At 70.7% G+C, this 24,836-nt stretch carries 24 protein-coding genes; 10 read left to right on the forward strand and 14 right to left on the reverse strand.

The genetic code is table 11. The features are described from left to right. Positions 1 to 170: 170 nt before the first annotated feature. Complete coding sequence (locus ACFY2A_RS08420) at positions 171 to 968, reverse strand: alpha/beta fold hydrolase (protein ID WP_387169878.1); 798 nt, start codon at positions 966 to 968, stop codon at positions 171 to 173. Positions 969 to 1,079: 111 nt separating this feature from the next. Between ACFY2A_RS08420 and ACFY2A_RS08425 the strand changes: the two genes are divergently transcribed. From ACFY2A_RS08425 to ACFY2A_RS08455, 7 genes are all read left to right on the forward strand, one after another. Then, on the forward strand, positions 1,080 to 1,736 hold the full coding sequence (locus tag ACFY2A_RS08425; RefSeq protein WP_387169880.1) for a helix-turn-helix domain-containing protein: 657 nt from the start codon (positions 1,080 to 1,082) through the stop codon (positions 1,734 to 1,736). Between the two features lie 2 nt (positions 1,737 to 1,738). Further along, on the forward strand, positions 1,739 to 2,515 hold the full coding sequence (locus tag ACFY2A_RS08430) for a hypothetical protein (RefSeq protein ID WP_387169882.1): 777 nt from the start codon (positions 1,739 to 1,741) through the stop codon (positions 2,513 to 2,515). Between the two features lie 70 nt (positions 2,516 to 2,585). Further along, positions 2,586 to 2,900 (forward strand): DUF2516 family protein, encoded by a 315-nt coding sequence (locus ACFY2A_RS08435; protein WP_363918181.1) that lies wholly within the window; start codon positions 2,586 to 2,588, stop codon positions 2,898 to 2,900. Further along, the gene (locus tag ACFY2A_RS08440; RefSeq protein ID WP_387169884.1) at positions 2,897 to 3,784 is read left to right on the forward strand and encodes an alpha/beta fold hydrolase; all 888 of its coding nucleotides are present in this window, start codon (positions 2,897 to 2,899) and stop codon (positions 3,782 to 3,784) included. Before ACFY2A_RS08435 ends, ACFY2A_RS08440 begins: the two co-directional genes overlap by 4 nt. Positions 3,785 to 3,978: 194 nt before the next feature. Continuing rightward, positions 3,979 to 4,947 carry a helix-turn-helix domain-containing protein gene (locus ACFY2A_RS08445; protein WP_387169886.1) on the forward strand — a complete coding sequence of 323 codons (969 nt, stop codon included), beginning with the start codon at positions 3,979 to 3,981 and terminating at the stop codon, positions 4,945 to 4,947. Positions 4,948 to 5,118: 171 nt separating this feature from the next. Further along, positions 5,119 to 7,773: a S8 family serine peptidase gene (locus ACFY2A_RS08450; RefSeq protein WP_387169887.1), complete on the forward strand. Its 2,655-nt coding sequence runs from the start codon at positions 5,119 to 5,121 to the stop codon at positions 7,771 to 7,773. 118 nt (positions 7,774 to 7,891) lie between these two features. Next, on the forward strand, positions 7,892 to 8,812 hold the full coding sequence (locus ACFY2A_RS08455; RefSeq protein WP_387169889.1) for an SDR family oxidoreductase: 921 nt from the start codon (positions 7,892 to 7,894) through the stop codon (positions 8,810 to 8,812). On the opposite strand, the gene ACFY2A_RS08460 is transcribed toward ACFY2A_RS08455, so the two are convergent. From ACFY2A_RS08460 to ACFY2A_RS08480, 5 genes are read right to left on the reverse strand one after another with little or no spacing between them, the layout of a single operon-like run. Next, complete coding sequence (locus tag ACFY2A_RS08460; RefSeq protein ID WP_387169890.1) at positions 8,803 to 9,789, reverse strand: helix-turn-helix transcriptional regulator; 987 nt, start codon at positions 9,787 to 9,789, stop codon at positions 8,803 to 8,805. The genes ACFY2A_RS08455 and ACFY2A_RS08460 overlap by 10 nt on opposite strands. A 6-nt stretch (positions 9,790 to 9,795) precedes the next feature. Beyond that, positions 9,796 to 10,446: a response regulator gene (locus ACFY2A_RS08465; protein WP_387169892.1), complete on the reverse strand. Its 651-nt coding sequence runs from the start codon at positions 10,444 to 10,446 to the stop codon at positions 9,796 to 9,798. Then, the gene (locus tag ACFY2A_RS08470) at positions 10,443 to 11,762 is read right to left on the reverse strand and encodes a sensor histidine kinase (RefSeq protein ID WP_387169894.1); all 1,320 of its coding nucleotides are present in this window, start codon (positions 11,760 to 11,762) and stop codon (positions 10,443 to 10,445) included. Before ACFY2A_RS08470 ends, ACFY2A_RS08465 begins: the two co-directional genes overlap by 4 nt. Positions 11,763 to 11,766: 4 nt before the next feature. Next, positions 11,767 to 12,501, reverse strand: a complete 735-nt coding sequence (locus ACFY2A_RS08475) for an ABC transporter permease (protein ID WP_387169896.1) — start codon at positions 12,499 to 12,501, stop codon at positions 11,767 to 11,769. A gap of 10 nt (positions 12,502 to 12,511) precedes the next feature. Next, positions 12,512 to 13,420, reverse strand: coding sequence for an ABC transporter ATP-binding protein (locus tag ACFY2A_RS08480; protein ID WP_387169898.1), 909 nt, complete (start codon positions 13,418 to 13,420; stop codon positions 12,512 to 12,514). Positions 13,421 to 13,548: 128 nt separating this feature from the next. Here ACFY2A_RS08480 and ACFY2A_RS08485 point away from each other — a divergent pair, with 128 nt between their 5' ends. Both ACFY2A_RS08485 and ACFY2A_RS08490 read left to right on the forward strand, forming a co-directional pair. Next, entirely contained in the window at positions 13,549 to 14,370 is an 822-nt protein-coding gene (locus ACFY2A_RS08485; RefSeq protein ID WP_387169900.1) for an EI24 domain-containing protein, read from the forward strand. A gap of 1 nt (position 14,371) precedes the next feature. Next, positions 14,372 to 14,887 (forward strand): O-acetyl-ADP-ribose deacetylase, encoded by a 516-nt coding sequence (locus ACFY2A_RS08490; RefSeq protein WP_387169902.1) that lies wholly within the window; start codon positions 14,372 to 14,374, stop codon positions 14,885 to 14,887. Here the strand turns inward: ACFY2A_RS08490 and ACFY2A_RS08495 are convergent. The 8 genes from ACFY2A_RS08495 to ACFY2A_RS08530 all read right to left on the reverse strand — a co-directional run bounded on the left by ACFY2A_RS08495 (position 14,884) and on the right by ACFY2A_RS08530 (position 23,599). Continuing rightward, positions 14,884 to 15,792, reverse strand: coding sequence for a GNAT family N-acetyltransferase (locus tag ACFY2A_RS08495; protein ID WP_387169904.1), 909 nt, complete (start codon positions 15,790 to 15,792; stop codon positions 14,884 to 14,886). The genes ACFY2A_RS08490 and ACFY2A_RS08495 overlap by 4 nt on opposite strands. A gap of 131 nt (positions 15,793 to 15,923) precedes the next feature. After that, a complete protein-coding gene (locus tag ACFY2A_RS08500) occupies positions 15,924 to 16,844 on the reverse strand; it encodes an endonuclease domain-containing protein (protein ID WP_387169906.1) in 921 nt (306 codons plus the stop codon). A 26-nt stretch (positions 16,845 to 16,870) separates the two neighbouring features. Further along, a complete protein-coding gene (locus ACFY2A_RS08505; RefSeq protein WP_387169908.1) occupies positions 16,871 to 17,878 on the reverse strand; it encodes a LacI family DNA-binding transcriptional regulator in 1,008 nt (335 codons plus the stop codon). Between the two features lie 19 nt (positions 17,879 to 17,897). Beyond that, positions 17,898 to 19,271 (reverse strand): GH1 family beta-glucosidase, encoded by a 1,374-nt coding sequence (locus ACFY2A_RS08510; protein ID WP_387169910.1) that lies wholly within the window; start codon positions 19,269 to 19,271, stop codon positions 17,898 to 17,900. Continuing rightward, positions 19,268 to 20,101 (reverse strand): carbohydrate ABC transporter permease, encoded by an 834-nt coding sequence (locus ACFY2A_RS08515; protein WP_387169912.1) that lies wholly within the window; start codon positions 20,099 to 20,101, stop codon positions 19,268 to 19,270. The genes ACFY2A_RS08510 and ACFY2A_RS08515 overlap by 4 nt, the downstream gene beginning before the upstream one ends. Positions 20,102 to 20,168: 67 nt before the next feature. Continuing rightward, positions 20,169 to 21,176, reverse strand: coding sequence for a carbohydrate ABC transporter permease (locus ACFY2A_RS08520; protein ID WP_387169914.1), 1,008 nt, complete (start codon positions 21,174 to 21,176; stop codon positions 20,169 to 20,171). A gap of 113 nt (positions 21,177 to 21,289) precedes the next feature. After that, positions 21,290 to 22,597, reverse strand: a complete 1,308-nt coding sequence (locus ACFY2A_RS08525; protein WP_387169916.1) for an ABC transporter substrate-binding protein — start codon at positions 22,595 to 22,597, stop codon at positions 21,290 to 21,292. A 237-nt stretch (positions 22,598 to 22,834) separates the two neighbouring features. After that, the gene (locus ACFY2A_RS08530) at positions 22,835 to 23,599 is read right to left on the reverse strand and encodes a maleylpyruvate isomerase family mycothiol-dependent enzyme (protein WP_387169918.1); all 765 of its coding nucleotides are present in this window, start codon (positions 23,597 to 23,599) and stop codon (positions 22,835 to 22,837) included. A gap of 70 nt (positions 23,600 to 23,669) precedes the next feature. Here ACFY2A_RS08530 and ACFY2A_RS08535 point away from each other — a divergent pair, with 70 nt between their 5' ends. Then, entirely contained in the window at positions 23,670 to 24,752 is a 1,083-nt protein-coding gene (locus ACFY2A_RS08535; protein WP_387169920.1) for a UDP-N-acetylmuramate dehydrogenase, read from the forward strand. Positions 24,753 to 24,836: the final 84 nt, after the last annotated feature.

The raw sequence follows: 24,836 nt of genomic DNA on the forward strand, positions 1-24,836 counted from the left end.
ACCCCACCCACCGACCGCCCCACCCACCGAACGCCCCGTCGATCTTGCACTTTCCGTCCCCGCAAAGCGCACCGAAAGGGGCGTATCGGCGACCGAAAGTGCAAGATCGCGCGGGGCTGGGGTGGGGTGGGGTGGGTGGTGCGGGGGCGGGTGGGGGTGGGGGTGGGGAGTCAGGGGAGGAAGGTGAGGAGGGCGGGGTTGATCTGGGTGGGGTGTTCCAGGGGGAGTAGGTGGGCGGCGTTTGGTACGTCGGGTAGGCGTACTGCGTGTGGTGCCTCGGCGGCGATGCGATCGGCCAGGTGGCGGATGTCGGGCAGGTCCAGCGCGCCGGCCGCGACCAGGACGGGCATGGTCAGTTCGGAAAGCCGCCCGATGGCCGGCGGGTCGAGTTCGGCCACGTCCACCGCGCTGAGCGCCAACTCGGCGGCGAGTGCGCGTTCGTCCATCGCGGTGGCGAAGGCGACCAACTCAGGGTCGACGTCGGTGGGCTCGCGTTCCGGGCCGACCACCCAGAACCGCACCTCACCCGTGGCCGTCACGGCGAAATCCTCCGGGTCGACATCGCCGACCAGGGCCTCCCACAGATCGTTCGTCTGCTCCGACCATTCGTGGCCGGACACCGCGGTACCGAGCAGGGCGAGGGCGGTCACCCGGTGCGGGTGGGCGAGCGCGGTGTCGATCGCCACCGCCCCGCCGAAGGAGCAGCCGACCAGCGCCGCGTCGGCCAGTCCGAGGGCGTCGAGCAGGCCGACCACGTCGTCGTGGTGGGCGAACGCGCTCGGCGGCAGTTCGGACTCCCCGTAGCCGCGCAGGTCGAGGGTGATCACCCGGTGTCGGGTCGCGAGCGGGGCGATCTGGTCCCGCCACATCCGGCGGTCGGCGATCCCGGCGTGCAGCAGGACGACCGGAGATCCGCTGCCGGCCTCGTCGTACGCCAGTAGGGCTCCATTTACCTGGATCTTGGTCACCGCAGGACGGTACGACCGGGCGTGAGGGGTCCGCAAGCCGGCGATGAGACATCGCTAACTCCGGCTAGCACTTTGCTTGCAGCTGCTAGCAGCGCGGGTTAGCGTTGAGTCATGGCCACTCCCAAGGACCTTCCCGACGTCGGCGGGTTCATTCGTGACCTGCGACGGAACGCGAAGATTTCGCTCCGGCAACTGGCCGAGCAGGCGGGGGTCAGCAACCCCTACCTCAGTCAGATCGAGCGCGGCCTGCGCCGGCCGAGCGCCGAGGTGCTTCAGCAACTCGCCAGCGCGCTGCGGGTCTCCACTCCGGCGATGTACCTGCGGGCCGGTCTGCTCGATGACAAGGAGGGCCAGGGTGTGCTTGCCGCCATCGCCGTCGATCCAGACCTGACGATGGCTCAGAAACAGTCCCTTACCCAGATCTACGAGACATTTCGCCGAGAGAACGCGCGACTGGCCGAAGCGACCGCGACGATGCCCGGCGCGAGCGGTGAGGCCGCCAGCCCGGCCGCGGGCGACCAAACCGGCAGATTCGGCGCGACTGGCGAGGCCGGCACCTCCGACGCGGATGACGTCACCGCCCCCGACGTGGCCAATCTGGCCGCCACCGGACCCACCACTGCGGCGGGCACCCCGACCGAGGCGGTCCTCGAGTCGGTCGCCGTGACCGAAGCAGGTTCCGCTCCCGCCCCGAACAGCACCCCAGCCAGGAAGGCCGCCCGCAAGGTGGTCCGCAAGACCGCGACCGCGGTCCAGGAGGAGAAGTAGTCATGACCCAGCCGAAGACCAATCGCATCCCTGCCCCGATCTACGCTGCGGCCGGCGCAGGTGAACTGGCCCTACAGCAGCTGCGCAAACTGCCTACCGTGGTCGGTGAGCTGCGTGACCGCGTCGTCGTCGACGGTGGTCGGGTCGTCAACGAGCTCGGCGGCAAGGCCGTCGTCACCGGCTTCGAGCTGCGCCAGAAGGCCAACGACACGCTGCGCAACGCCAACCGGACGGCCGAGTCGCTGCGGCAGAAGGCCGCCCCGACGGCCGATCTGAACCGGCTCCGTGAGCACGCCGACCTGGCCAAGCTCCGCGAGGCTGCGGATCTCAACAAGCTTCGCGAGACGGCCGACCTGCACAAGCTGCGGGAAGCGGCCGACCTGGACCGACTGCGCGAGCTGGCCAGCCGCAACGCGGCGGTCGTCGTTGCCGGTGCCCAGGCCGCTCAGGAGCGGGCGCTGGCCGCGTACGGCGCGCTGGTGGCGCGGGGTGAGCGGGTCGTGGGTGCCGGTGTGCTGGAGGCCGCCGACACGGTGAACTCCGACATCGAGGCGACCGAGACGACCACGCCGACGGCGACCGTCGAGACGACCGCGACCGTCGGGAAGTCCGCGCCGGCCGAGGTACCGAGCCCGGCCGAGGTGGCCGAGATCGTGGAGGCCAAGCCGGCCGCCGCGAAGAAGACCACCCGGGCGAAGTCGACCACCCGGCAGACCGGCGCCAAGCGGACCGACAGCCCGTCGGCGAAGCTTCCCCGGGGCACCAAGCGGAGCCAGTGAGTCAGCAGCCGGCGACCCCGGGACCGTCCTGCCGCCACGGATCCAGGGTCGCCGGCATAAGCTTGCCGTCATGGCCAACGCCGCGCCGATCTTCGTCTTCGACGTCCGCTACGTGATCGAGCTGATCCTGTTCGTCTTCGCACTGATCGTGCAGGGGGTGGCTCTCGTGCACGCCGTGACGCAGCGCTCCGATGCCTTCCCGGCCATCGGCACCCTGCCGAAGGGCGGCTGGATCGCGATCCTGGCGGTCACTCTCCTGCTCACCCTGCTCACCCGTTCCACCCTCAGCATCTTCGGGCTGATCGGTGTGGCGGCGGGTCTGATCTACCTGCTCGACGTCCGGGTCGGGCTACGCGACCTGGGCGACAACAGAGGGTCCTGGTGAGAGCCTTCCGCTGGCCACCACCGCCGGACGGCGGACCACGCACCTGGGGTCCCGGCCCGGGTGCCCCGCGTACCGGCCGGCCGCCGTTGCCCGATCCGGAAACCGAACTGGTCGCCACCCCGCACGGCGTACGACTGGAGCGGCTGGTCACCGGCGTCGGTGACCCGGTCACCGTCTTCGCGCACGGGCTGGCCAACGGCATCGCCACCACCCGACCCTTCGGCAGCGGTGTCACCGGTCGTCGAATTTTCTTCCAGTTTCGTGGCCACGGGCGCTCCGACGCGCCCGACGGGCCGTGGAGCTACCTGGACCTGGCCCGCGACCTGCGGGCGATCGCCGACCTCGGCGGCGCGACGCGCGCCTTCGGGGCCAGCCTGGGCGCCGGTGCGCTGTGCCGCCTGCTCGCCGAGAGCCCGCAGCGGTTCGAGCGGCTCGTCTTCTTCCTTCCCGCAGCGCTCGACCGGCCGCGCGGACCGGTCGCCCGGGCGCGGCTGACCGAGCTGCTGTCGGCCGTGGAGAGCGGGGACGCCTCGGCGGTGGCGGAAGCCGTCTCCACCGAGCTGCCGCCGGCCGTACGCAACACGCCGGCTGGCTGGGCCTACCTGCGGCAACGGCTGGACCATCTGCTGCGCGACGGCCTCGCCGCCGGGCTGGTCGACCTGCCGGAGCAGGCGCCGTTGCCCGACGTCGGGGTGCTCGCCCGAGTGACCGCGCCGGCACTGGTCATCGCCGCCGAGGGGGACGACCTGCATCCGGTGGAGGTGGCCGAACAGCTCGCCGCCGCGCTGCCCCAGGCCACCCTGCACCGGTACGACCGCCCCGGTGTGCTCTGGACGGAACGCGCGGACCTGCGCGGGCGAATCTCCGACTTCCTCAACGGGTAGCCTCGCCTGCGATGGGCCGTCACGCCAGCATGCCGACCAGTTCGCTGTCCGGTCGGCTCCAGATCGACCTGCACGTCGGCCCAGAGGCTCGGGTCCACCCGTCCTCGGACATGGCCTTGACCTGCGCCGACAGCTGGCTACACTGCTGCACGGCGGGCCGCCCATGATCAGGACTGCCGGGTGGAGGGGCCAGAATGCTGGAGGCTGTTGGCGTCGAAGCGTGTGAGGAGCAGATCTATCTGGCGCTGGCCACGGCGCCGGCGACCAACGCGGACGAACTCGCCGAGCGGACGGGGTTGCCCTGTCCCGAGGTCCACCGCGCGCTGGCGGGCCTGCAGGGCAAAGGGCTCGTGGACGTGCAGGCTGATCCGGCGGTTCTGATTCGCGCAGCGCCTCCGGACCCCGCCCTCAAACTCCTGGCTCTGCAACGGATGGACGAGCTGCGCCGGGCGCAGAGCGTTATCTCGCTGCTTGCCGAGCGCTTCGAAGCCTATGGCCCGGCCTGGCGCGGCGCCGACTCCGTCGAAGTGATCCAGGGTGCCCGGGCCATCGCAAATCGCTACGCCATGTTGCAGCGCGAGACCACCCAGGACATCCGTGCGCTCACCAGGCGCCCTGCAGTCGCGGTACCGGCCACCGACAACGTCGCCCAGCGGGAGGCGCTGCGTGCCGGGGTGCGCTACCGCGTGGTGTACGACCGCGACCTGTTGGACCCGGGAAGTCCGCAGATCCCGCTGCTGCTGGAGGAGTGGGCCGCGCTCGGCGAGGAGATGCGGGTGGCACCCGTCCCGTTCAAGTTGATGGTCTTCGACCGGCGGCAGGCGGCGCTCGTGCCGCCCGATGTGGCGTCCGAGGAACCTGTGCTCCTCGTGATCCGATCCCGCCCGGTGGTGAACTGCCTCGCCTGGATCGTCGACCGGATCTGGGAGTCGGCGTTGCCGATGCCGGCCGCGTTGTCCTCCCTCCCCGACAGCCCGCTGCAGGCGGAGGACCGCCAGATGCTGGCCCTGCTCTTGGCCGGCTGCACGGACCAGGCGATCGCGTCGCAACTGGGAGTGAGCATGCGGACGGTCCAGCGCCGGGTGCAGCGGCTCCTGAGCCTTGCCGGGGTGGAGAGCAGGATCCAGTTGGGCTGGCAGGCCGCCCGACGCAACTGGATCTGAGAGCTGGCCCGAGACCGCGAGCGGAGCTGCCGACGTCACCTTCGCTCAGCGAGCTCCCGCCGTTGGCAGATTTATGCCATGGCAATGAACTGCCAGGTCAGGGGCTCGGGATCCGCCGTCGGCGATGGCAATGTGTGCGCGTCAGCTCATCCCTGCCGCTAAGGATGCCGAGTGACCTCTCCTGCCAGACGCCTATCGGGCCGCGCGCGTCACATCGCCGCAGCACTCGCCGCCACGCTCGTCGTGACCGGCCTGTCCCTGTCCTCCGGCCCGGCCCACGCTGAACCCTCGACCGCGCCGGGAGGCGTGGCCGACAAGCTGGGCAGCCACGACCGGGCCCTGATCGCCAAGTACGCCGCCCAGTTCCGGACCCGCAGCATGCCGGCCCAGGCCGACCAGCCGGTCCCCGACTTCGTCACCCTGATGGTCGCCGTGAAGTCGGGCAGCACCGACGAGGCCGCTCGGCAGCTCACCGAGCTCGGGGCCGAGATCACCGGGGTCGAACCGGAGATCGGCTACGTCAAGGCGAACGTGCCGTTCGCCCTCGTTGACCAGGTCGTGGCCCTCGACACCGTACTCCGGGTGGACGCCGACGAGCTGCTCAAGCTGGAGGAGACGACTGTCGACTCCGCCGGCGCCGGAGGCGACGGAGGGAGCCGGCCGGCCGCGCCGTCCGCGGCGACTCCGGACAACAACCCGTACATGCCGACCCGGGAGACCGGCTCGGTGGCGTTCAAGACGGAGTACCCCACCTACGACGGCCGCGGCGTGACCATCGGCGTCATGGACACCGGCATCGACCCGACCCACCCGGCGCTGGCCACCACCACGACCGGCGAGCGCAAGCTGGTGGACACGGTCACCGGCACCAATCCGCGGAACCTCATCGACCTGCTCATCGACCGCACCTGGATGCTGTACACCAACGGCAACAAGGTCACCGGGCCGGTGGTCGACAAGTACGACATCACCTGGACGCTGCCCGACGGCGGCAGCGACGACATGTACCTGAACCGCAGGAACCTCGCCGTCGCCGGCTACGTCGATCCCACCCTCACCGGGACCCTGGGTGTCGTGTACCGGGAGTCCGACAACGCGGTCTGGATCGACCTCAATCAGGACTACGTGTTCACCGACGACGAGCGGTACCGGCCGTACCGGGAGAACCAGCAGATCGGCTACATCGGTACCGACGATCCGGCGACCGAGCTCAACGAGCGCCAGCCCTTCACCGTCGAGGCCCGGCGCCTCAGCTCGGCGCTCATCGGTGTCAACATCAACACCCTGGACGAGGGCCACGGCACCCACGTGGCCGGCATCACCGCCGCGAACGGGATCCTCGGCGGGCAGATGGACGGCCAGGCGCCCGGCGCCAAGTTGGTCTCCATGCGGGCCTGCTCCAGCGGCGGCTGCTCCAGCGCGGCTCTCACCGACGGCATGGTGGCCCTGGCGACCGACTACGGCGTGGACGTCATCAACATGTCCATCGGCTCCGTGCCCGCCCTGAACGACGGGCAGAGCGCGATGTCGCTGCTGTACGACCGGCTGATCGAAACCACCGGCGTTCAGATGTTCATCTCCGCCGGCAACTCCGGCGCCGGCACCAACAGCCACGGTGATCCGTCCGCCGCCGGCAACGTGGTAAGCGTGGGTGCCTCGGTTTCCAAGCACACGTGGTGGGCCAACTACGGCTCGTTCGTGACCCAGGTCCGGTCCGTCTTCCCGTTCTCCTCCCGCGGCCCGCGTGAGGACGGCGGCTTCAAGCCGGAGATCACCGCTCCCGGCGCGGCCATTGCCCCCTACCCGAACTGGCTCGTCGGCGGTGCGGTGGCCGACACCGGCTACACCCTGCCGGTCGGCTACGCCATGCTGCAGGGCACCTCGATGGCTTCCCCGCAGGCCGCCGGTGCGGCCGCGCTGCTGCTCTCGGCTGCCAAGCAGAACGGCATCGGCGTCACCCCGCCGGAGCTGCGTCGGGCCATCTTCTCGACGGCGGACTTCAACAAGGACGAGCCGGCCATCGCCCAGGGCCGGGGCCAGTTCGATGTGGTGCACGCCTGGAAGTACCTGTCCAAGGGCGTGGCCGACATCGACGACGTCACCGTCTCCGCGCCGGTCTGCACCGTCCTCTCCGACAAGCTGGTCACGCCGCATACCGGCAGCGGCCTGTACAACAGCTGCGCACCCGGCAGCGGCGGCCAGGGTGTGGGTGAGTCCCGCACCTACGACATCACCCTCACCCGGACCAGTGGCAAGGATGGGGCGGCGGACTACGTTCTCGGGATCCAGGGCGACGGCGGCACCTTCTCCGCGCCCAGCAAGGTCAACCTCGTGAAGGACGTCCCGACGGTCGTCAAGGTGACCGCTGCCCCGACCACCCAGGGCATTCACAGCGCCGTGTTGACCATCGACAACGCCGCGACGCGGGCCGTCGAGCAGTTCGCCATGCTGGCCGTCCAGGCCGCCACCCCGCTGGCCCCGGGCACGAACTGGGCCGTGGACAGCCGCGTCGACCGCAACGACACGGTCATCTACAGCGTCGCGGTTCCGGCCGACGCCACCAGCATGACCGTGAACCTCTCCGGCGTCGCCGACGGCAGCCAGACCCGTTGGTGGGCGTACGGGCCGGATGGTCTCGAGGCGGAGAAGTCCAGCCCTGGCACCGTCTACTGCTACACCAACTATGCGGACGGCAACGGCTGCGACCCGTTCACCCGCACCTACGCCGAGCCGAAGCCGGGCGTGTGGGAGTTCGTCGTCGAGGCACGCCGCACCAGCCCTCTGCTGGCGAACCCGTACCACCTGGAGGCGACCGTCACGGAGTGACGACGCGGTGATGCGGCGGACCGGCCGGGCGATCTGCCCGGCCGGTCCGTCCATTCTCATGACACCGGTTCAGGAAACCGGACATCGGGTGTCAGGTTTAGCTGTCAGGGTCGGACGCATGACAACGAAACCGCTGACAGGAAAGGTCGCTCTGGTGGCGGGCGCCACCCGGGGCGCCGGCCGGCAGATCGCGGTGCAGCTCGGCGCGGCGGGCGCGACGGTCTACGCGACCGGTCGCAGCAGCCGGACCGCCGGCCGCTCGGAGCTGGACCGGCCGGAGACCATCGAGGAGACCGCCGAACTGGTGACGGCCGTCGGCGGCACGGGCGTCGGCGTTCGGGTCGACCACCTGGTCGCCGACGAGGTTCGCGCGCTGGTCGACCGGATCGACGCCGAGCAGGGCCGGCTCGACGTGCTGGTCAACGACGTCTGGGGCGCCGACCCGCTGATCAAATGGGAGAAGCCGGTCTGGGAGCAGCCGCTCGACGGTGGCTTCCGCACCCTGCGGCTGGCGGTGGACACCCACGTCATCACCAGCCACTTCGCGCTCCCGCTGTTGATTCGTCGCCCCGGCGGACTGGTCGTGGAGATCGGCGACGGCACGAAGGCGTACAACGACACCCACTACCGGCTGTCGGTCTTCTACGACCTCGCAAAGGCGTCGGTCAACCGGCTCGCGTACTGCTGGGGGCATGAGCTGAAGCCGCACGGCGGCACCGCCGTCGCGCTGACGCCGGGCTGGATCCGGTCCGAAGCGATGCTGGAGCACTTCGGCGTCACCGAGGAGAACTGGCGCGACGGTGCCGCCAAGGATCCACACTTCCTGATCTCGGAAACCCCGGCCTTCGTCGGGCGTGCGGTCGCCGCGCTGGCCGCCGACGAGGACCGGGCCCGCTGGAACCAGTCCTCCGTCTCGGCCGGCGAGCTGTCCCAGGTGTACGGGTTCACCGACGTCGACGGGAGCCGGCCGGACGCGTTCCGGTACCTCACCGAGGTCGTCGAGGCGGGCAAGCCGGCGGACGTGACCGGCTACCGCTGAGCCGGCGGGCCACCGTAGATCGCGGCGGCCCGCCGGGCGGCATCGGCCAGGCGTGCGCGCAGCTCGGGCGGGTCGAGCACTTCCACCTCAGGACCCAGCGACAGCAGTTGCGAGTACGCGACCTCGACGGACTCGACGGGCAGGCGGGTCACCACCCAACCCTGCCCGTCGGGTTCGCCTGCGGCGGCGAACGCCTCGTCGTACACGAAGGGGGCGTCGGCGAGGAAGCGGAGCCGGCGCAGGCCAGCAGGGCTCAACCGGATCGTCACCTCGACCCGGAGCATGCTTCGCAGGAACGCCTCGGCCTGCTCCCGCCAGTACCCCGCCAGGTCGAAGCCGGCGTCCCGGTCGAAGGTATCCGTCCCCACCTCGACGTGGGTGACCCGGTCCACCCGGTACGTGCGGTACGCGTCGTCGACCCGGGCCACGAGATACCAGACGCCGCTCTTCAGGACCAGCCCGTACGGGTGCGGCTCCCGCTCGACCTCGCGGTCGCCGCGGCGGTAGCGCAGCCGTACCACCCGGTCCCGCCAGACCGCGCCGGCCAGGTCGCTCAGCCACGGCGGCGGCCCGGTTTCCCGGAACCAGCCTGGCACGTCCAGGTGGAACCGCTGGCCGGTGCGCGCGGGGGCGTCGCGCAGGCTCGGCGGTAGCGCCGCGAGGAGCTTCAGCTCCGCCGCCGCTACCGCGTCGGCCAACCCCATGTCACCGGCCGGGCCGGGCAGCCCGGCCAGGAAGAGCGCCTCCGCCTCGTCCCGGGTCATCCCGGTCAGCCGGGTCCGGTAGCCGCCGAGCAGCCGGTAGCCGCCGGCTCGTCCCCGGTCCGCGTAGATCGGCACCCCGGCGGCGGAGAGCTCCAGCACGTCCCGGTAGACCGTCCGCTCGGAGACCTCCAGCTCGCGGGCCAGTTCCGCCGCCGTCAGCGCCTCACGCGCCTGCAACAACAGCAGCAGGGAGAGCAACCGCGACGCCCGCACCGACGCTCACCGTCCGCCCGGGGTCAACAACCCCCGGTCGTACGCGGCGGCCACCGCGGCGGCCCGGTCGTTGACCCCGAGCTTGGCGTAGACGTGCAGCAGGTGGGTCTTCACCGTGGCCTCGCTGATGAACAGGCGCGCGGCGGCCTCGCGGTTGGACGAGCCGCGGGCCACCAGGGTGAGCACCTCCAACTCGCGCTGGCTGAGCGGTTCCTCGGTCGACTGGCGCGGTGTCCGCAGGCGACCCATCAGTCGGCCGGCCACGCTGGGCGAGAGCACCGACTCGCCTCGGGCGGCGGCCCGTACCGCCCGGACCAGTTCGTCGCGAGGTGCGTCCTTGAGCAGGTAGCCGGTGGCGCCGGCCTCGATCGCCGGGAGCACGTCCGCGTCCGTGTCGTACGTGGTCAGTACGAGCACCTTCGCCGGGTTGTCCGCGTCGACGAGGTGGCCGATCGCGGTCACCCCGTCCATCCCCGGCATCCGCAGGTCCATCAGCACCACGTCGGGGCGGTGGTGGGCGGCCATCGTCACAGCCTCGGCACCGTCCGCCGCCTCGCCGACCACCTCGAACCCGGGGTCGCCGGCGAACATGCCGCGCAGCCCGTCCCGCACCACCGGATGATCGTCGACGATGAGCAGGCGTACCGGATCAGTCATGCGGCGGCTCCGGGCAGAGCCGGTACGGAGGCCGAGACGGCGGTCCCGCCGCCCGGTTCGGACTCGACGGCCAGCTGGCCACCGACCCGGTTGACCCGCTGCCGCATCGCGGTCAGGCCGTAGCTACCGTTCTGATCCGGGGTCGACCGGTTTGTCACGTCGAATCCCGATCCGTCGTCGCGGACGTCCAGGGTGACCACGTCCGACATGTACGACAGGGTGAGCCCGACCCGGGACGCGGCGGCGTGCCGGGCCACGTTGCTCAACGCCTCCTGCGCGGCGCGCAGCAGCGTCACCTCGATCTCCGGATGCAGCGGCCGGGGTGTCCCGGTGGTGCTGACGCTGGCCGCCACTCCGTGCCGGGTCGACCAGCGCTCGCCCAGTTCGGAGAGCGCGTCGGGTAGCCGGGCCGTCTCCAGTGGCTCGGGGCGCAGCGCCCGGACCGACCGGCGGGCTTCGGTGAGGCTCTCCCGGGCCAGCGCCAGGGCGTTGTCCACGTGCCGGCGCCAGTCGGCGGAGCGGTCGCGGGTCTGCTCGGCCGCCTCCAGTTGGGTGATGATGCCGGTCAGACCCTGTGCCAGGGTGTCGTGGATCTCCTGGGCCATCCGCTGCCGCTCGTCCAGTACGCCGGCCTCGCGGGCCTGGGTGATGAGCTGGGCGTGCAGCCCTTCGTTCTCCCGGATCGTCTCGGCGAGCTGGCGGTTGGTGGTGGCGAGTTCCGCCACCAACCGCTTGCGCCTGGCGTCCTCCCGTTCACCGACGAGGTTGAACCAGCTCACCGCACCGGCCAGGACCACGTTGACCAGCACCAACACCAGCCACAGCGGCCAGTTCGACCACGAGGACGGCAGTCCGCCGCCCTGCGCGGTGGCGACCAGCACCGATGTCGCGGCCATACCGACGAACCGCCACCGCCCGTTTAGCACGAGGAAGGCGTGCAGGAAGCCGACCCAGGCGAAGAAGCCGTACCACGGGCTTGCGGCCACCAGGACGGCGGCGAAGGCGAGCAGCCCGACGTAGTAGACCGTCCTTGGCCCCTGCCGCCCCTGCCACCGCGGATGCAGGATGACGAACCAGGTGATCCAGCAGGCGGTCAACCCAACGATGACCAGGGTGAGCGGCATCGGCAGGCCGCGCGGTGCCGGTGCGAAGGCGGCCAGCAACGACCCCACGAGCAGGCCGCCGAAGGGCAGCACCCGTTGCAGCCGCGCCTCCCGGGCCCGCCAGTTGGCCAGCCGGTCGTCGTCGGTGGGCATCTTCTCGTCGCGGCTGGCCGTCGATCCGCCGCCGTAGGTCGTCCCGTCCCCGCTCACCATGCGCTCACTCCCAGCGGAACAGCTTCGCCGCTGCGGCGCCGGCCGCCACGGCGATCAGCGCCATTATCCCCAGGTGCAGCGGGTGCGGTGCGGTGCCGGTCCAGGCGTCGAGCAGCGCCTGGATCCCGGGCGGCGTGTAGGCGCCGAGGTCGGCGAGGAAATCGGGCAGCAGGAACCGGGGCAGGTACACCCCACCGAAGAACATGATCACCATGAACAGCGGTACGGCCAGCGCCTGGGCCGCCTTGGCGGTGGGCGCGACCGCCGCCACCAGCAGCCCCACCGCGAGCAGTGCGGCCGTACCCAGAATGAGCGCCACCGCGAACCCGAGCGGGTGCTGTGGCAACGGGGTGCCGAACGCCAGCCGGGCGATCACCGCGAGGAGCACCGCGCTGGCCAGGATGCCCACCAGGGCCAGTACGAGTTGAGCGGTCAGCAGCGCCAGCGGACTTGCCGGGGTGGTGGCCAGCCGGCGCAGGATGCCGCGCTCCCGGTAGGTGGCCAGCACGGTGGGCAGGGCGTTGATGCCGACCATGGCCAGCGTGATCACCAGCAGTGACGGGGTGAAGTACGTGACGAACGACTGGTTGCCGAAATCCGGACTGGGTTCGCGGAGTGAGGGGATCAGCCCGAGCACCACCAGGATCAGGGTGGGCAGAGCGATGGTGAGCACCAACGTCGGGATGTCCCGTAGGTGCAGCTTTGCCTCAGTCTTGAGGATCTGGCCGAAGGCGTGCATCGTGTCCCCTTCAGTCGACGAACCGGCGCCCGGTCAGCTCGACGAACGCGTCGTCAAGCGTGGCCTGCTCCAGCCGTAGGTCGGCGGCGGTGATCTGGTGGCGGGCGAGCACCGAGGTGACCGCGTGCAGCACGTCACCGGTGCCGGTCACCACGATCTGGCTGCCGCTGCGCGTAACGGCCGTGACCTGCGGCAGATCGGTCAGCAGCCGGTCGTCCAGTGGTGCGGACGGGCGGAACCGGATGCGCTGCTCGGGCGCCACGGCCGAAACCAGCCCGGCCGGGGTGTCCAGAGCCACCACCCGCCCCTTGTCGATCACTGCGAGGCGGTCGCAGAGCCGCTCGGCTTCCTCCATGAAGTGGGTGACCAGCAGGATGGTCACCCCGCGGTCCCGAACTCTCTCGATCAGACCCCAGGTGTCCCGGCGTGCCTGCGGATCCAACCCGGTGGTCAGCTCGTCCAGGATGGCGACCCGCGGGTTGCCGACAAGTGCCAACGCGATGGAGAGCCGCTGCTTCTGACCACCGGAGAGCTTCTCGTACGGGGTGTTCCGCTTCCCGTCGAGCCCCAACTCGTCGATGAGCTGCGCCGGGTCGGCCGGCTCGCGGTAGAACGACGCGTACAGCTCCAGCGCCTCGGCGACCCGGAGCCGGTCGGGTAGCTGGCTCTCCTGAAGTTGCACCCCGACCTGCTGGCGCAACCGGGTGGCGTCCCGGCGAGGGTCGAGTCCGAGGACCGACACCTCGCCCCCGTCTGGGACGCGCAGCCCGGCGACGCACTCCACCGTGGTGGTCTTGCCGGCGCCGTTCGGGCCGAGTACGCCGAAGATCTCGCCGGCCTCGACGTGGAACGACACGTCGTGCACCGCCACCGTCTCGCCGTACCGCTTGTGCAGGCTGGTCACCTCGATCACCGGCATGGCAGCCGCCTCTCGCCGTCGGTTCCGGGTACCGCTCAAGGGTCGCCAGAGGCGGCCGGCGACGAATCGACCAGCTGTAGGTGATCTTGGCTCGCTCCGGTTGATTCCGGTGATCCGTCAACCGGTGGATGTGCTGGCGAGTGACTACGCTCCTGGGCGTGCACGCATCCGAGCTTCCCTCCACCGCCGTGGGCGCGGGCCGCCGCTTCGTCGGCGGGGCCACGCTGCTGCTGCGGGGCGTCGGTCTGTACGTACGCAACCCAGGTCTGATGCTGCTCGGCGTCGTCCCGGCGCTGATCTCCGGGGCGATCTTCGTGGCCGCGTACGCTCTCCTGATCTTCTTCGTCGGCGACCTGGCTGCCGCGGCCACCCCGTTCGCCGACGACTGGGCGGCGACGCCGCGCAGCGTGGTCCGGGTGATCGCGGCGCTGGCCTTTCTCGGCCTCGGTGGCCTGCTCACCGTCCTCACCTTCACGGCGGTCACCCTGGTCATCGGCGATCCCTTCTACGAGAAGATCTCCGAGCGGGTGGAGCGGCGCTACGGCGGTACGCCGGACGCGGTCGAGGTTCCGTTCTGGCCGTCGCTGCGACGCAGCGCCGCCGACTCGCTCCGCCTGGTCGCGCTGGCGGCGTTGTTCGGTCTGCCGTTGTTCGCCGCCGGCTTCATTCCGCTTGTCGGCCAGACCGTGGTGCCGGTCATCGGCGCGTTGGTGGGCGGCTGGCTGCTCGCCGTGGAGCTGACCGGCGCGCCCTTCTCCCGGCGCGGCAAGCGACTGCCGCACCGGCGCGCGGCCCTGAAGGCCGACCGCCCCACCGCACTCGGCTTCGGAGTCGCGGTCTTCGTCTGCTTCCTGATTCCACTCGGCGCGGTACTGCTGATGCCGGCCGCGGTGGCCGGCGCCACCCTGCTGGCCCGCCGCTCACTCGGCCAACCCATCACGGAGGGCTGACATGGACATCGCCCTGGTAGCGGGAGACATCACCGCCGAGCGGGTGGACGTGGTGGTCAACGCAGCGAACTCGTCGCTGCTGGGCGGCGGGGGAGTCGACGGTGCGATCCACCGCCGGGGCGGGCCGGCGATCCTCGCCGAGTGCCGTGCGCTGCGCGCCTCCCGCTACGGGCGGGGCCTGCCGACCGGGCAGGCGGTGGCCACCACGGCAGGTGACCTGCCGGCTCGGTGGGTGGTGCACACGGTCGGCCCGGTCTGGTCGGCCACCGACGACCGCGCCGCACTGCTGCGCGGCTGCTACACCAGCAGCCTCGCTGTCGCGGACGAGCTGGGCGCGGCAAGCATCGCCTTCCCGCTGATCTCCGCCGGGGTCTACGGCTGGCCGGTCGAGGACGCCGTCCGTCAGGCGCTGTCGGTGCTGCGCGCGGCGACGCCGACGAACATCACCGAGGCCCGGCTGGTGCTCTTCGGCGCCGACACCCACGCGATCGCCGAGCGGGTGTACGCGGAGGGCTAGGGCATCTCGCGTACGCAGGACCACTGGCTGGCCACCCGCCGGTAGCCGAGCCGGTCGTTGACCGCCAGCATCGCCGCGTTCGCCGCGTCGTTCCCGGTGTACGCGACGGTGACGCCGCGCGCCGCCGCCCGGTGTAGCGCGGCGAACTTCGCCAACCGGGCCAGCCCTCGGCCGCGGAAGTCCGGCACGGTGCCGGTGTAGTCCGACCACATCCGTGCGCCGTCCCGCTTCACCAGGCTGATCGCCACCAACTCGCCGTCGACCTCGGCGCCCGTGCTGGCCTCCCGGTCCAGCCCGACGTTGTCCCAGGTGTCGGCGCGCCAGGTGGCGTATCCGATGGCGTCGGAGGTTACGTCTCCCGGCTCGTCGGCGCTGGACAGCGCGTCCACTCGGTGGACCTGGCGGGGGTCGACCTGGGCCAGCGGGACCAGCCGGACATCGTCGGGGGCCGGTGGCAGCGGTGGCAGCGCGTGCAGTTCCAGGGCCGAGAAGTGCTCCTGGCGACTCGGGGCGAAGCCGTGCCGCCGAGCGAATGGCAGCGCCTCCGGCAGCGCGCGTCCACGTAGCCGGGCCAGGTCGAGCGGCGCGAGGTGCTCCAGCGCCCGGCCCAGCAGTGCCCCGCCGATCCCGCGTCGCCGCTGGTCGGGGTGCATGTGCAGCAGGGACACCTCGCCGACGGCCGCGCTGGTGTTGGTGTTGCGGGACGCCGACACCCAGCCGACGACCTGCCCGGCGACCTCGGCGACGAAACCGCCCCAGTGCTGCTCCGCCGGTGGCGTCGAGATCAGTTGCCGGGTGGACGCGACCCCACGGATCAGAAAGGGAAACACGAGCGTACGCAGCGCCACCACAGCCGGGGCGTCGTCGGGGTGGGCCGGACGGATCAGCGCGGACGGTTCAGACATGCGCGGCAGGCTAACCAAACCCCACGGACCTCCGCGCCCGCTTTCCCGCCCCCAACTCCGCTACGCCCGACGCGGCACCGAGGCGGTGGGTACGTTTCTTGTCGCTGGGGCGACAACAAACGTACCCACGCTCAGTCTCGCCAGCCGGCGGCGGTCAGGGCGGCGCGGAGTTGGGCGGCGACGTCGTCGGGGCGGTGCCGGACGTCGAAGGCGGTGAACCGGAGGATGCGGTAGCCCTCGATCCAGACTCGGTTCTGCCGGCGCAGGTCCATCGCCCAGTGCCGGGCGTCCATGTGGTGCGCGCCGTCGACCTCCACGTGCAGACGCCACTGTGGCCAGTAGGCGTCGAGGTAGCGAATCCGTCCGTCGGCGTCGCGGCGTCGCTGCTGTGCCGTAGGCGCCGGGAGATGGTGGCGCCGGCAGAGCCGGATCAGATCGATCTCCGAGAGCGCCTCCGCGCCACCGGCGATGTCCTGCAGCGTCTGTCGGATCAGGACCCGCCGCCGGGCCTGGGGCAGTCGGGCGAGGACCGCGCCGATCTCCGCAGGGGTCGCCCGCCGCTGCTGGCAGCCGGCCGCGAGAATCTGTTGCGCATCCTCGTCGGTACGCGCCCACTGCGCCGCGTCCACGAGCGAGCGGGCCATCGAGGTGCGGTCGGGGCGGCCCCGCCGTACTCGGACAGCAGGTAGGCCGAGCGGTAGCCGGCGCAGCAGGTCAGCCCGGCGGCGATGGTGCGGAACCAACACGTCGACCGTCTCGTACCGCCATCTGCCGCGCAGTCCGCCGGCGGTGGCTGCGGCCAGCCCGGCCAGCACCGCTCCCGGACCGGCCGCCAGCACCGCCACCCACAAGTGCTGTTCCCGACGGTACGGCTCATCGGTCGGGGCGGCCCGCAGGATTCCCCGACACACCCTGCCCCACCGCCCGGTCGCCAGCAGGTGCCGGACCTTCGCCGGGGGTAGTTCGGCGGTGGCCTGCACCCAGCTGACGATCCCCGACTGCTCGAACAGCAACCACTGCAACGCGTCGGCGTCGTCCCTGGGGATCCGCATCTGTCGATTGAATCTCCAGCCCGGGTTCAGGCGGATTCGCGGATGATCAGCTCGGTGGGCAGGATGAGCGCCGGCTCGACCTGCTCTCCGGCGGCGAGGCGGAGCAGCAGCCGGGTGCCCTGCCGGCCCAGCTCCACTATCGGTTGCCGGACGGTCGTCAACGGTGGATCGGTGTACGCGGCGGTCTCGATGTCGTCGAAGCCGATCACCGCCACGTCCTCGGGCACCCGCCGCCCCGCCTCCCGCAGCGTACGCAGGGCGGCGTGGGCCATCAGGTCCGACGCGGCGAAGACGGCGTCCAGATCGGGGTGGGCGGCGAGCAACTCGCGCATCGCCGCCGCCCCGGACTCGCGGGTGAAGTCGCCCACCGCCACCATCTCGGGCAGCCCGGCGGCGGCGACGGTGTCCCGGTAGCCGGCCAGCCGTTCGATGCCGGCGACCATGTCCTGCGGCCCGGCGATGGTGGCGATCCGGCGTCGACCGCTGTCGATCAGGTGCCGCACCGCGCGAGTGACCCCGCCGACCTGGTCGACGTCGATGTACGGCACGTCCGCCCCGTCGAGCGGTCGGCCGCTGCACACCACCGGTATGCCCAGCGCGGCCAGCCGGCCGGGCAGCGGATCAGCCCCGTGCAGCGAGGCGAACAGCACCCCGTCGACGTGCCGACCGGTGGTGTACCGGGCGACCCGTTCGTGCCCGGCCGGCGACCCGGCCAGCATCAGCACCAGCTGCTTGTCGGCGGCCTCCAACTCCTGCGCGGCGCCGCGGATGATTCCCGGGAAGACCTGGTCGTCGGAGAAGACCCGGGTGGCCTCCTCCGGCATCACCAGGGCGATCGAGTCGGTCCGCTGGGTGACGAGGGTACGTGCGGCCAGGTTCGGCACGTACCCCAGCTCGGCGACCGCCTGGCGGACCGCCTCCTGGATCGGCTCGGCGACCGTGGTCGAACCGTTTACCACCCGGGAAACGGTGGCCCGGGACACCCCGGCCCGTCGTGCCACCGCTTCCAGAGTGGGCCGCTGCGCCCCCGTCATCGGAGAAACCACCACCTCGTCACAGCCCGTTCCGGGAGATCACCTCCTGGTACCACCGGGCGCTGGACTTCGGTGTACGCCGCTGAGTGAGGTAGTCGACGTGCACGATGCCGAATCGCTTACGGTACCCCTCGGCCCACTCGAAGTTGTCAAGCAATGACCATACGAGATAGCCGCGCAGGTCGACGCCCCGGGCGATGGCCTCGTGCGCGGCGCGCAGGTGGCCGTCGAGGTAGGCGATCCGGTCGGTGTCCTGCATCGGGCTGGTCACGTCCGAGGTGGCCTTGTCCGGGAAGGCCGCGCCGTTCTCGGTGATCAGCAGCGGCACCGCCGGGTAGTCGGTGGCGATGCGTTCCAGCAGCCGGGTCAGTCCGGCCGGTTCGATCATCCAGCCCATGTCGGTCAACGGCCCGACCGGTGCCAGGAACTGCACCTGTCCGTCGGTTCCGGGGTACGCCCCGCCGCCACCGGCACCGTCGGTCCGGCCGGCGACGTAGGTCGGCGCGTAGTAGTTGATCCCGAGCAGGTCGATCGGCGCCGCGATGATCTTCTCGTCGTCGTCCTGGACGAAGGTGGGTTCGACGAACCGCGCGACATGTTCCCGGACGTCGTCCGGGTACCCGCCGACCAGCAGCGGATCGAGGAAGATCCGGTTGTGTAGACCGTCGACCAGGCGTGCGGCGGCGGCGTCGGCGGCGCTGTTGGGATCGGCGGGGCGCACATCGGCGGGATTGAGCGTGACGCCGACCCGACCGGCACCGCCCGCGCGCAACGCCTGGGTCGCCAGGCCGTGCGCCAGCAGCAGGTGGTGTACAGCGCTGAAGGCGGCACCCGGATCCTGCACCCCGGGGGCGTGCACACCGTTGCCGTAGCCGAGGTACGCCGAGCACCACGGCTCGTTGAGCGTGGTCCAGGTGCCGATCCGGTCGCCCAGGCGGGCGTACAACGCGGAGGCGTAGGTGGCGAAGTGCTCCGCGGTGTCCCGGCTGGTCCACCCGCCCCGATCCTGAAGGGTCTGCGGCAGGTCCCAGTGGTAGAGCGTGATGATCGGGTCGATGCCCCGGCCCAGCAGCGCGTCCGTCAGCCGGTCGTAGAAGTCCAGGCCACGCGGGTTGACCGGGCCACTGCCGTCGGGCTGGATGCGCGGCCAGGACACCGAGAAGCGGTACGCCTGCAACCCCAGCTCCGCCATCATCGCGACGTCGTCGGCGTACCGGTGGTAGTGGTCGCAGGCCACGTCACCGGTGTGGCCGGCGTGCACCTTACCCGGCGTACGGCTGAAGGTGTCCCAGATCGACTCGCCGCGCCCGTCGTCGCGGGCCGCCCCCTCGATCTGGTACGCCGCAGTGGCCGCACCCCAGAGAAAATTGTCCGGGAATCTCAGCTCAGTCACGCCTTGACCGCACCTTCCATGATCCCGCCGATGATCTGGCGGCCGAACAGGACGAATACCAGCAGCAGAGGCAGCGTGGCGATGGCCGTGCCGGTGAAGACCTGGGACATGTCCTGGTAGTAGCCGTCAGACAGGGCCCGCAACGATAGCTGCACGGTGGGATTCTCCGGGTCGTTGAGCACCGCGTACGGCCAGAGGAAGTCGTTCCAGGTGGTCATGAAGGTGAGCAGGCCCAGTACGGCGGCGGCCGGCCGCAGTGCCGGCACCACCACGTTCCAGTAGATGCGGGCGGTACCGCAACCGTCCACCCGCGCTGCCTCGATCAGCTCGCTGCTGACCGCCTGCCCGGCGTACTGCCGCATCATGAACACCCCGAACCCGGTCACCAACGCGGGCATGATCACGGCCGGCAGCCGGTCGTTCAGGTTCAGCTTCGTCATCAGCATGTACAGCGGGATGATGCCGAGCTGGGTGGGCACCATCATGGTGGCAATGATGATCATCAGCAGCGCATTGCTGCCCCGGAACCGCAGCTTGGCGAAGGCGAACCCGGCCAGGGTGGAGAAGAGCACCACCGAGGCGGTGACCACCGTGGCCACGATCGCCGAGTTGATCAGACCGGTCAGGAAGTAGGCGTCGGTGTTGCCGAAGAGCCGGGAGATGTTGGCGCCCAGATTGCCGCCGGGAGTCACCGGCGGTGGTAGCTGCCCCATCGCGTCGCTGGACCGGCTGGCCACCACGAACATCCAGTAGATCGGGAAGACCGACATGCCACCGGCGGCGACAAGCGCGAAGTACGTCAGCGGGCTCGCCCGCCACAGCCGGCTCATCGCGCCACCTCGCTTCGCTCGGCGTCACGATGAGCCACCACCGCACTGAGCCGGCTGATTCGCTCGCTCATCGGGAGCCTCCCTTCCGCTTGCCGGTGTCCGGCCGGGCGCCGGCGCCGAGCCGGCGGATGATCAGCACGTTTATCGCCGCGACGATGGCGATCAGGGCGAAGAGCAGCCAGGCGACCGCCGACCCGTAGCCGAAGTTGTAGTAGGGCGCGAAGGCGTTCTCGAACATGTACATGGTCATCGTCTGCGACTCGCGCATCGGACCGCCGCGGATCGCGTTGGTGCCGGAGTGGAACAGCCGGGGCTCGGTGAACAGTTGCAGCCCGCCGATGGTGGAGATGATGACGCAGAAGATGATCGTCGGCTTGAGCAGTGGCACGGTGATGGTCCAGAACTGCCGGGCCCGGTTCGCGCCGTCGATCGCCGCCGCCTCGTAGAGGTCGCGGGGAATGGCCTGCATGGCGGCCAGGAAGATCAGCGCGTTGTAGCCGGTCCAGCGCCAGTCCACCATGGTCGAGATGGCGACCCAGGAGGCGAACCGGTTGGACTTCCACCCGATGCCGTCGACGCCGATCAGGTCGAGCAGCCAGTTGACCATGCCGAACTCGCGGCCGAACAGCACCCCGAACACGATCGCCACGGCAGCCGTGGAGGTGACGTTGGGCACCAGCACCGCCATCCGCCACCCGGTACGCATCCGAAGCTGCCGGTTGAGCAGGTTCGCCAGCCAGAGCGCGGCGAGCAGCTGCGGGACCGTGCTGATGACGAAGATGCCAAGGGTGTTGACCACCGAGTGCCAGAGGTCGCTGTCCGCCAGCAGCCGGGTGTAGTTCTCCGCGCCGACGAAGGTGGGATTGCTGCCCAACAGGTCCCAGTCGTGCAGGGAAACCCAGAAGGTGTACGCCAGCGGCCAGGCCCCGAAGATCGCGAAGATCACGAAGAACGGGGCGATGTAGAGGTAGGGCGAGTACTTCGCGTCGATCCGGCTCAGCCGGCCGGCCCGGGACGGGCGGGTGTCACGCGATGCCGGTCTGGCCGGCGGTCGCGCGTCGAGCTGCAACGCCATGACCCGTTGACTCCTTTCCAAGCCCCCGCCCCGCGCCGGTCCAGGGTGAGTCGCCGTACGCGTCGAGACGCGGCGGACCTGGACCGGCGGCGGGGATGGGGCCGTCGGGCCGGCTACTTGGCGGCGGCCTTCTTGGCGTTGTTGATCGCGTCCTGCCAGCCCTGCTCGGGGTTGCGCTGGCCCAGTTCGACGGTGCGTACCGCGTTCTCCACCTCGGTGCGGACGGCCTGGTTCTTCGGGCCCATGTAGACCGGCTTCAGCGTCTTCGCGCCCTCACCGAAGATCTTGCCGACCGGTGCGTCCGAGAAGTACGCGTTGGTGGCCTCGGCGATGGCGGGGTCGTCCAGCGCCTGCGGCGAGGACGGCAGCGGGCCCTTGGCCTTGAAGGCGCCGATGTGCCCCTCGGCGCTGGTCAGGAACTTGACCAGCTTTACCGCCTCGTCCTGGTGCTTGCTCTGCTGCGGTACGGCCAGGTGCGAGCCGCCCCAGTTGCCACCGTTGCCCGGCACCCGGGCGATGTCCCACTTGCCCTTGGCCTCCGGCCCGGCGTTGCCCTCGATCACGCCGGTCATCCAGGCGGGGCAGGCGATGGTGGCGAACTTGGCCTGCTTGAAGGCGGAGACCCACTCCTCCGACCAGGAACCGTACTTGCCGGACAGGCCGGCGTTGACGATGTTCATGGTGATGTCCCAGGCCTGCTTGACCGCCGGGTTGGTGTCCACGACCAGGTTGTCGCTGGTGTCGTAGTAGTGGTAGCCCTGCGCGTTGCCGGCCGTCTGGAGCACGATGGTGTTGAAGGTGTTGGTGGCCGCGTCCAGGAACGACGCTCCGGTGTTGGCGGCCTTGAACTTCTCGCCGGTGGCGATGTAGTCCTCCCAGGTCGGCCAGAGTGCGGAGACCTGCTCACGGTCGGTCGGCAGGCCCGCCTTCTCGAACAGGTCGGTGCGGTAGCACATGGCCATGCCGCCCACGTCGGTGCCGAGCCCGATCAGCTTCTGCCCGTCGGCGGTGAGCCCCTGGTTCCACTTCCACTCCAGGAAGTTGCCCTTGAGGTCGGCGGCACCGTGGTCGAGCAGGTTCACGAAGTTGTCCGGGTTGGCCTTGTACTCGACCATCAGGCCCTCTTCGATGGCTACCACGTCACCGGCGCCCTTGCCCGCGGCGAGCCACTGGGTCAGCTTCGGCGAGTATTCGTCGAGGTTGCCGCCGGTGCCCCGCTCGACGATCTTGATGTTCGGGTTGGCGTCCATGTACTGCTGGTAGAGCTGCTCGTAGCCGAACTGCCCGAAGACGTCGACGGTGAGCGTTATCTTGCCGTCCCCGGCGGCCTCGTCGTCGCCGCCGCAGCCGCTGGTGACGAGCAGGACGCCGGTGGCGGCCAGAGCGACCGCCGCGAGGCGGTGACGCGGGAATGTGCCCATTGTCTGATGACCCCTCTCAGGTCGGGGTGGTGGTCGAAGGTTTCTGAGAGCGCTCTCTCGTAGCCTGCGGTCCGCCCCGGACCGCTGTCAAGAGAGCGCTCTCTCGCCACCCATCACAGAATGGCCACAACCCCCGCACTCACCCACACACCTCCGCCCCGGTTGATCATGAGGTTGGCGGCAGCCGGGTAGATCGACTCCGCCGCCAACCTCATGATCGACGAGGCTGGGAGGGGGTCAGCCGGTGCGGACCCCGTCGAGCAGGGTGCGGTCGCCGGTGACGGTCAGGGTGTCGAAGCTGACCCGCCCCCAGAGCGCCAGCAGCAGGTCGCTGGCGGTGCCGGTGACCTGCACCCGGGCGTGGTGGTCGTCGTGGTCGAGGATGGTGCCGGTGTCGAGCAGGGCGACCCCCTCGCCGCGCAGCCGCAGATACCACTCCTGGTCGGCGTCGGTGGCGGTCAACCGGACCACGCCCGCCCACGGGCCGCCCGACCTGCGCCGGCCCGCCGGCAGCCAGGTGTCCAGCACCTCGCTCACCCCGTCGGCCGCGAGCTTGGCCTCGACCGGCTCACCCGCGGCGATGGCGAGTTGGGCGTCCCAGCGGTGCACCGCCGTCTCATGGGCCATCCGGCGCGGCCAGAAGGCCGCCTTCTTTGGCTGCGGAGCCCAGTTCCAGGCCGGAGCCTCCGGGTCGAGGGAGTCGAAGAGCGCCATCAGTTCGTCGTACGCCTGCTGCCACTGCTGGACGGCGGTGATGCCCGCCGCCGCCTCGACCGGCTGTGATTGGCTCTGCTGCGGTGCCGACGGATCGCCCGAGCCGGCCACGTCGTGCACCCACCGGTAGATCCCGGCGAGATGGCGGGTCAGATCAGTCACGGTCCAACCGGGGCAGGACAGCACAGGTGTCTCGGGTGGCGCCTCGGCCACCGCGGCGGCGAACGCCGGGCCCTCCGCCCGGAGCGCGCCGATCCAGAAATCCTTGGTGCCGTGCATTCTGCTCATCGCCATCCTCCCGGGGGTGACCGGGCCACCAGTGGGTGCCACGGCTACCCCTCAGCCTAGGGTGAGAGGCGTGTCTGACGTCTACGCCCAGCCGACAGCCGCCGCGCAACCAGCCAGCACGGACGATCTGGCGCAATACACGACATTGTGCCTGGGGGGACCCGCCGGCCGGGTCGTCACCGCCATCAACGCCGACGAGATCGTTAGCCGGGTGCGCGAGGCGGGCTCCGAGATCCTCCTGATCGCCGGCGGTAGCAACGTGGTGATCGGTGACGGTGGCTTCCCCGGCACGGTGGTCCTCGTCCGCTCCCGGGGGCTGCGGGTACTCACCGAGGACGAGCAGACCGTGACGGTACGGGTCGAGGCTGGCGAGCCCTGGGACGACCTGGTCGCCGCGACGGTGCGCAACGGCTGGTCGGGGCTGGAGTGCCTGTCCGGCATCCCCGGCTCGACCGGTGCCACCCCGATCCAGAACGTCGGGGCGTACGGGCAGGAGGTCGCCGAGACCATCACCGCCGTGCAGGTCTACGACCGGACGACCGGGACCGTCGGGCAGGTCGAGGCCGCCGACTGCGGCTTCGCCTACCGGTCCAGCATCTTCAAGTACAACGAGCGCTGGGTGGTGCTCTCGGTGGACTTCCGGCTGGCCCGCTCGCCGCTGTCCGGCGCGGTGCGCTACGCGGAGCTTGCCCGGGCGCTCGGCGTCGAGGTCGGTGACCGGGTGCCGCTGGCCCAGGCCCGGGCCACGGTGCTGGGACTACGCGCGGGCAAGGGCATGGTGCTCGACGCGGACGACCCCGACACCCGCTCCGTCGGCTCGTTCTTCACCAACCCGGTCCTCGACGCCGGGGCGTACGAACAGTTGCGGCAGCGGGCCGCCGGGCTGGGTGAGCCGCCAGCGTGGCCCGGTGCCGGTGACCTGGTCAAGGTCAGCGCGGCATGGCTGATCGACAAGGCCGGTTTCGGCAAGGGATATCCCGGCCCCGAGGGCACGGCCATCTCCAGCAAGCACACCCTCGCCCTGACCAACCCCACCGGCACCGCCAGCACCCAGGCCCTGCTCACCCTGGCCCGCGAGATCCGCGACGGCGTCCAGACCCGCTTCGGCGTAACCCTCCACCCCGAACCCGTCCTCATCAACTGCACCCTCTAACACCCCCACCCGGGTCCGTCCGTCCCACCCTCAGCACCTCGTCGATCATGAGGTTGTTGTATCCGGCAAGCCCTTTCCCGCGCA

The sequence above is a fragment of the Micromonospora sp. NPDC000442 genome, from assembly GCF_042898635.1.
Taxonomy (GTDB): Bacteria; Actinomycetota; Actinomycetes; order Mycobacteriales; family Micromonosporaceae; genus Micromonospora.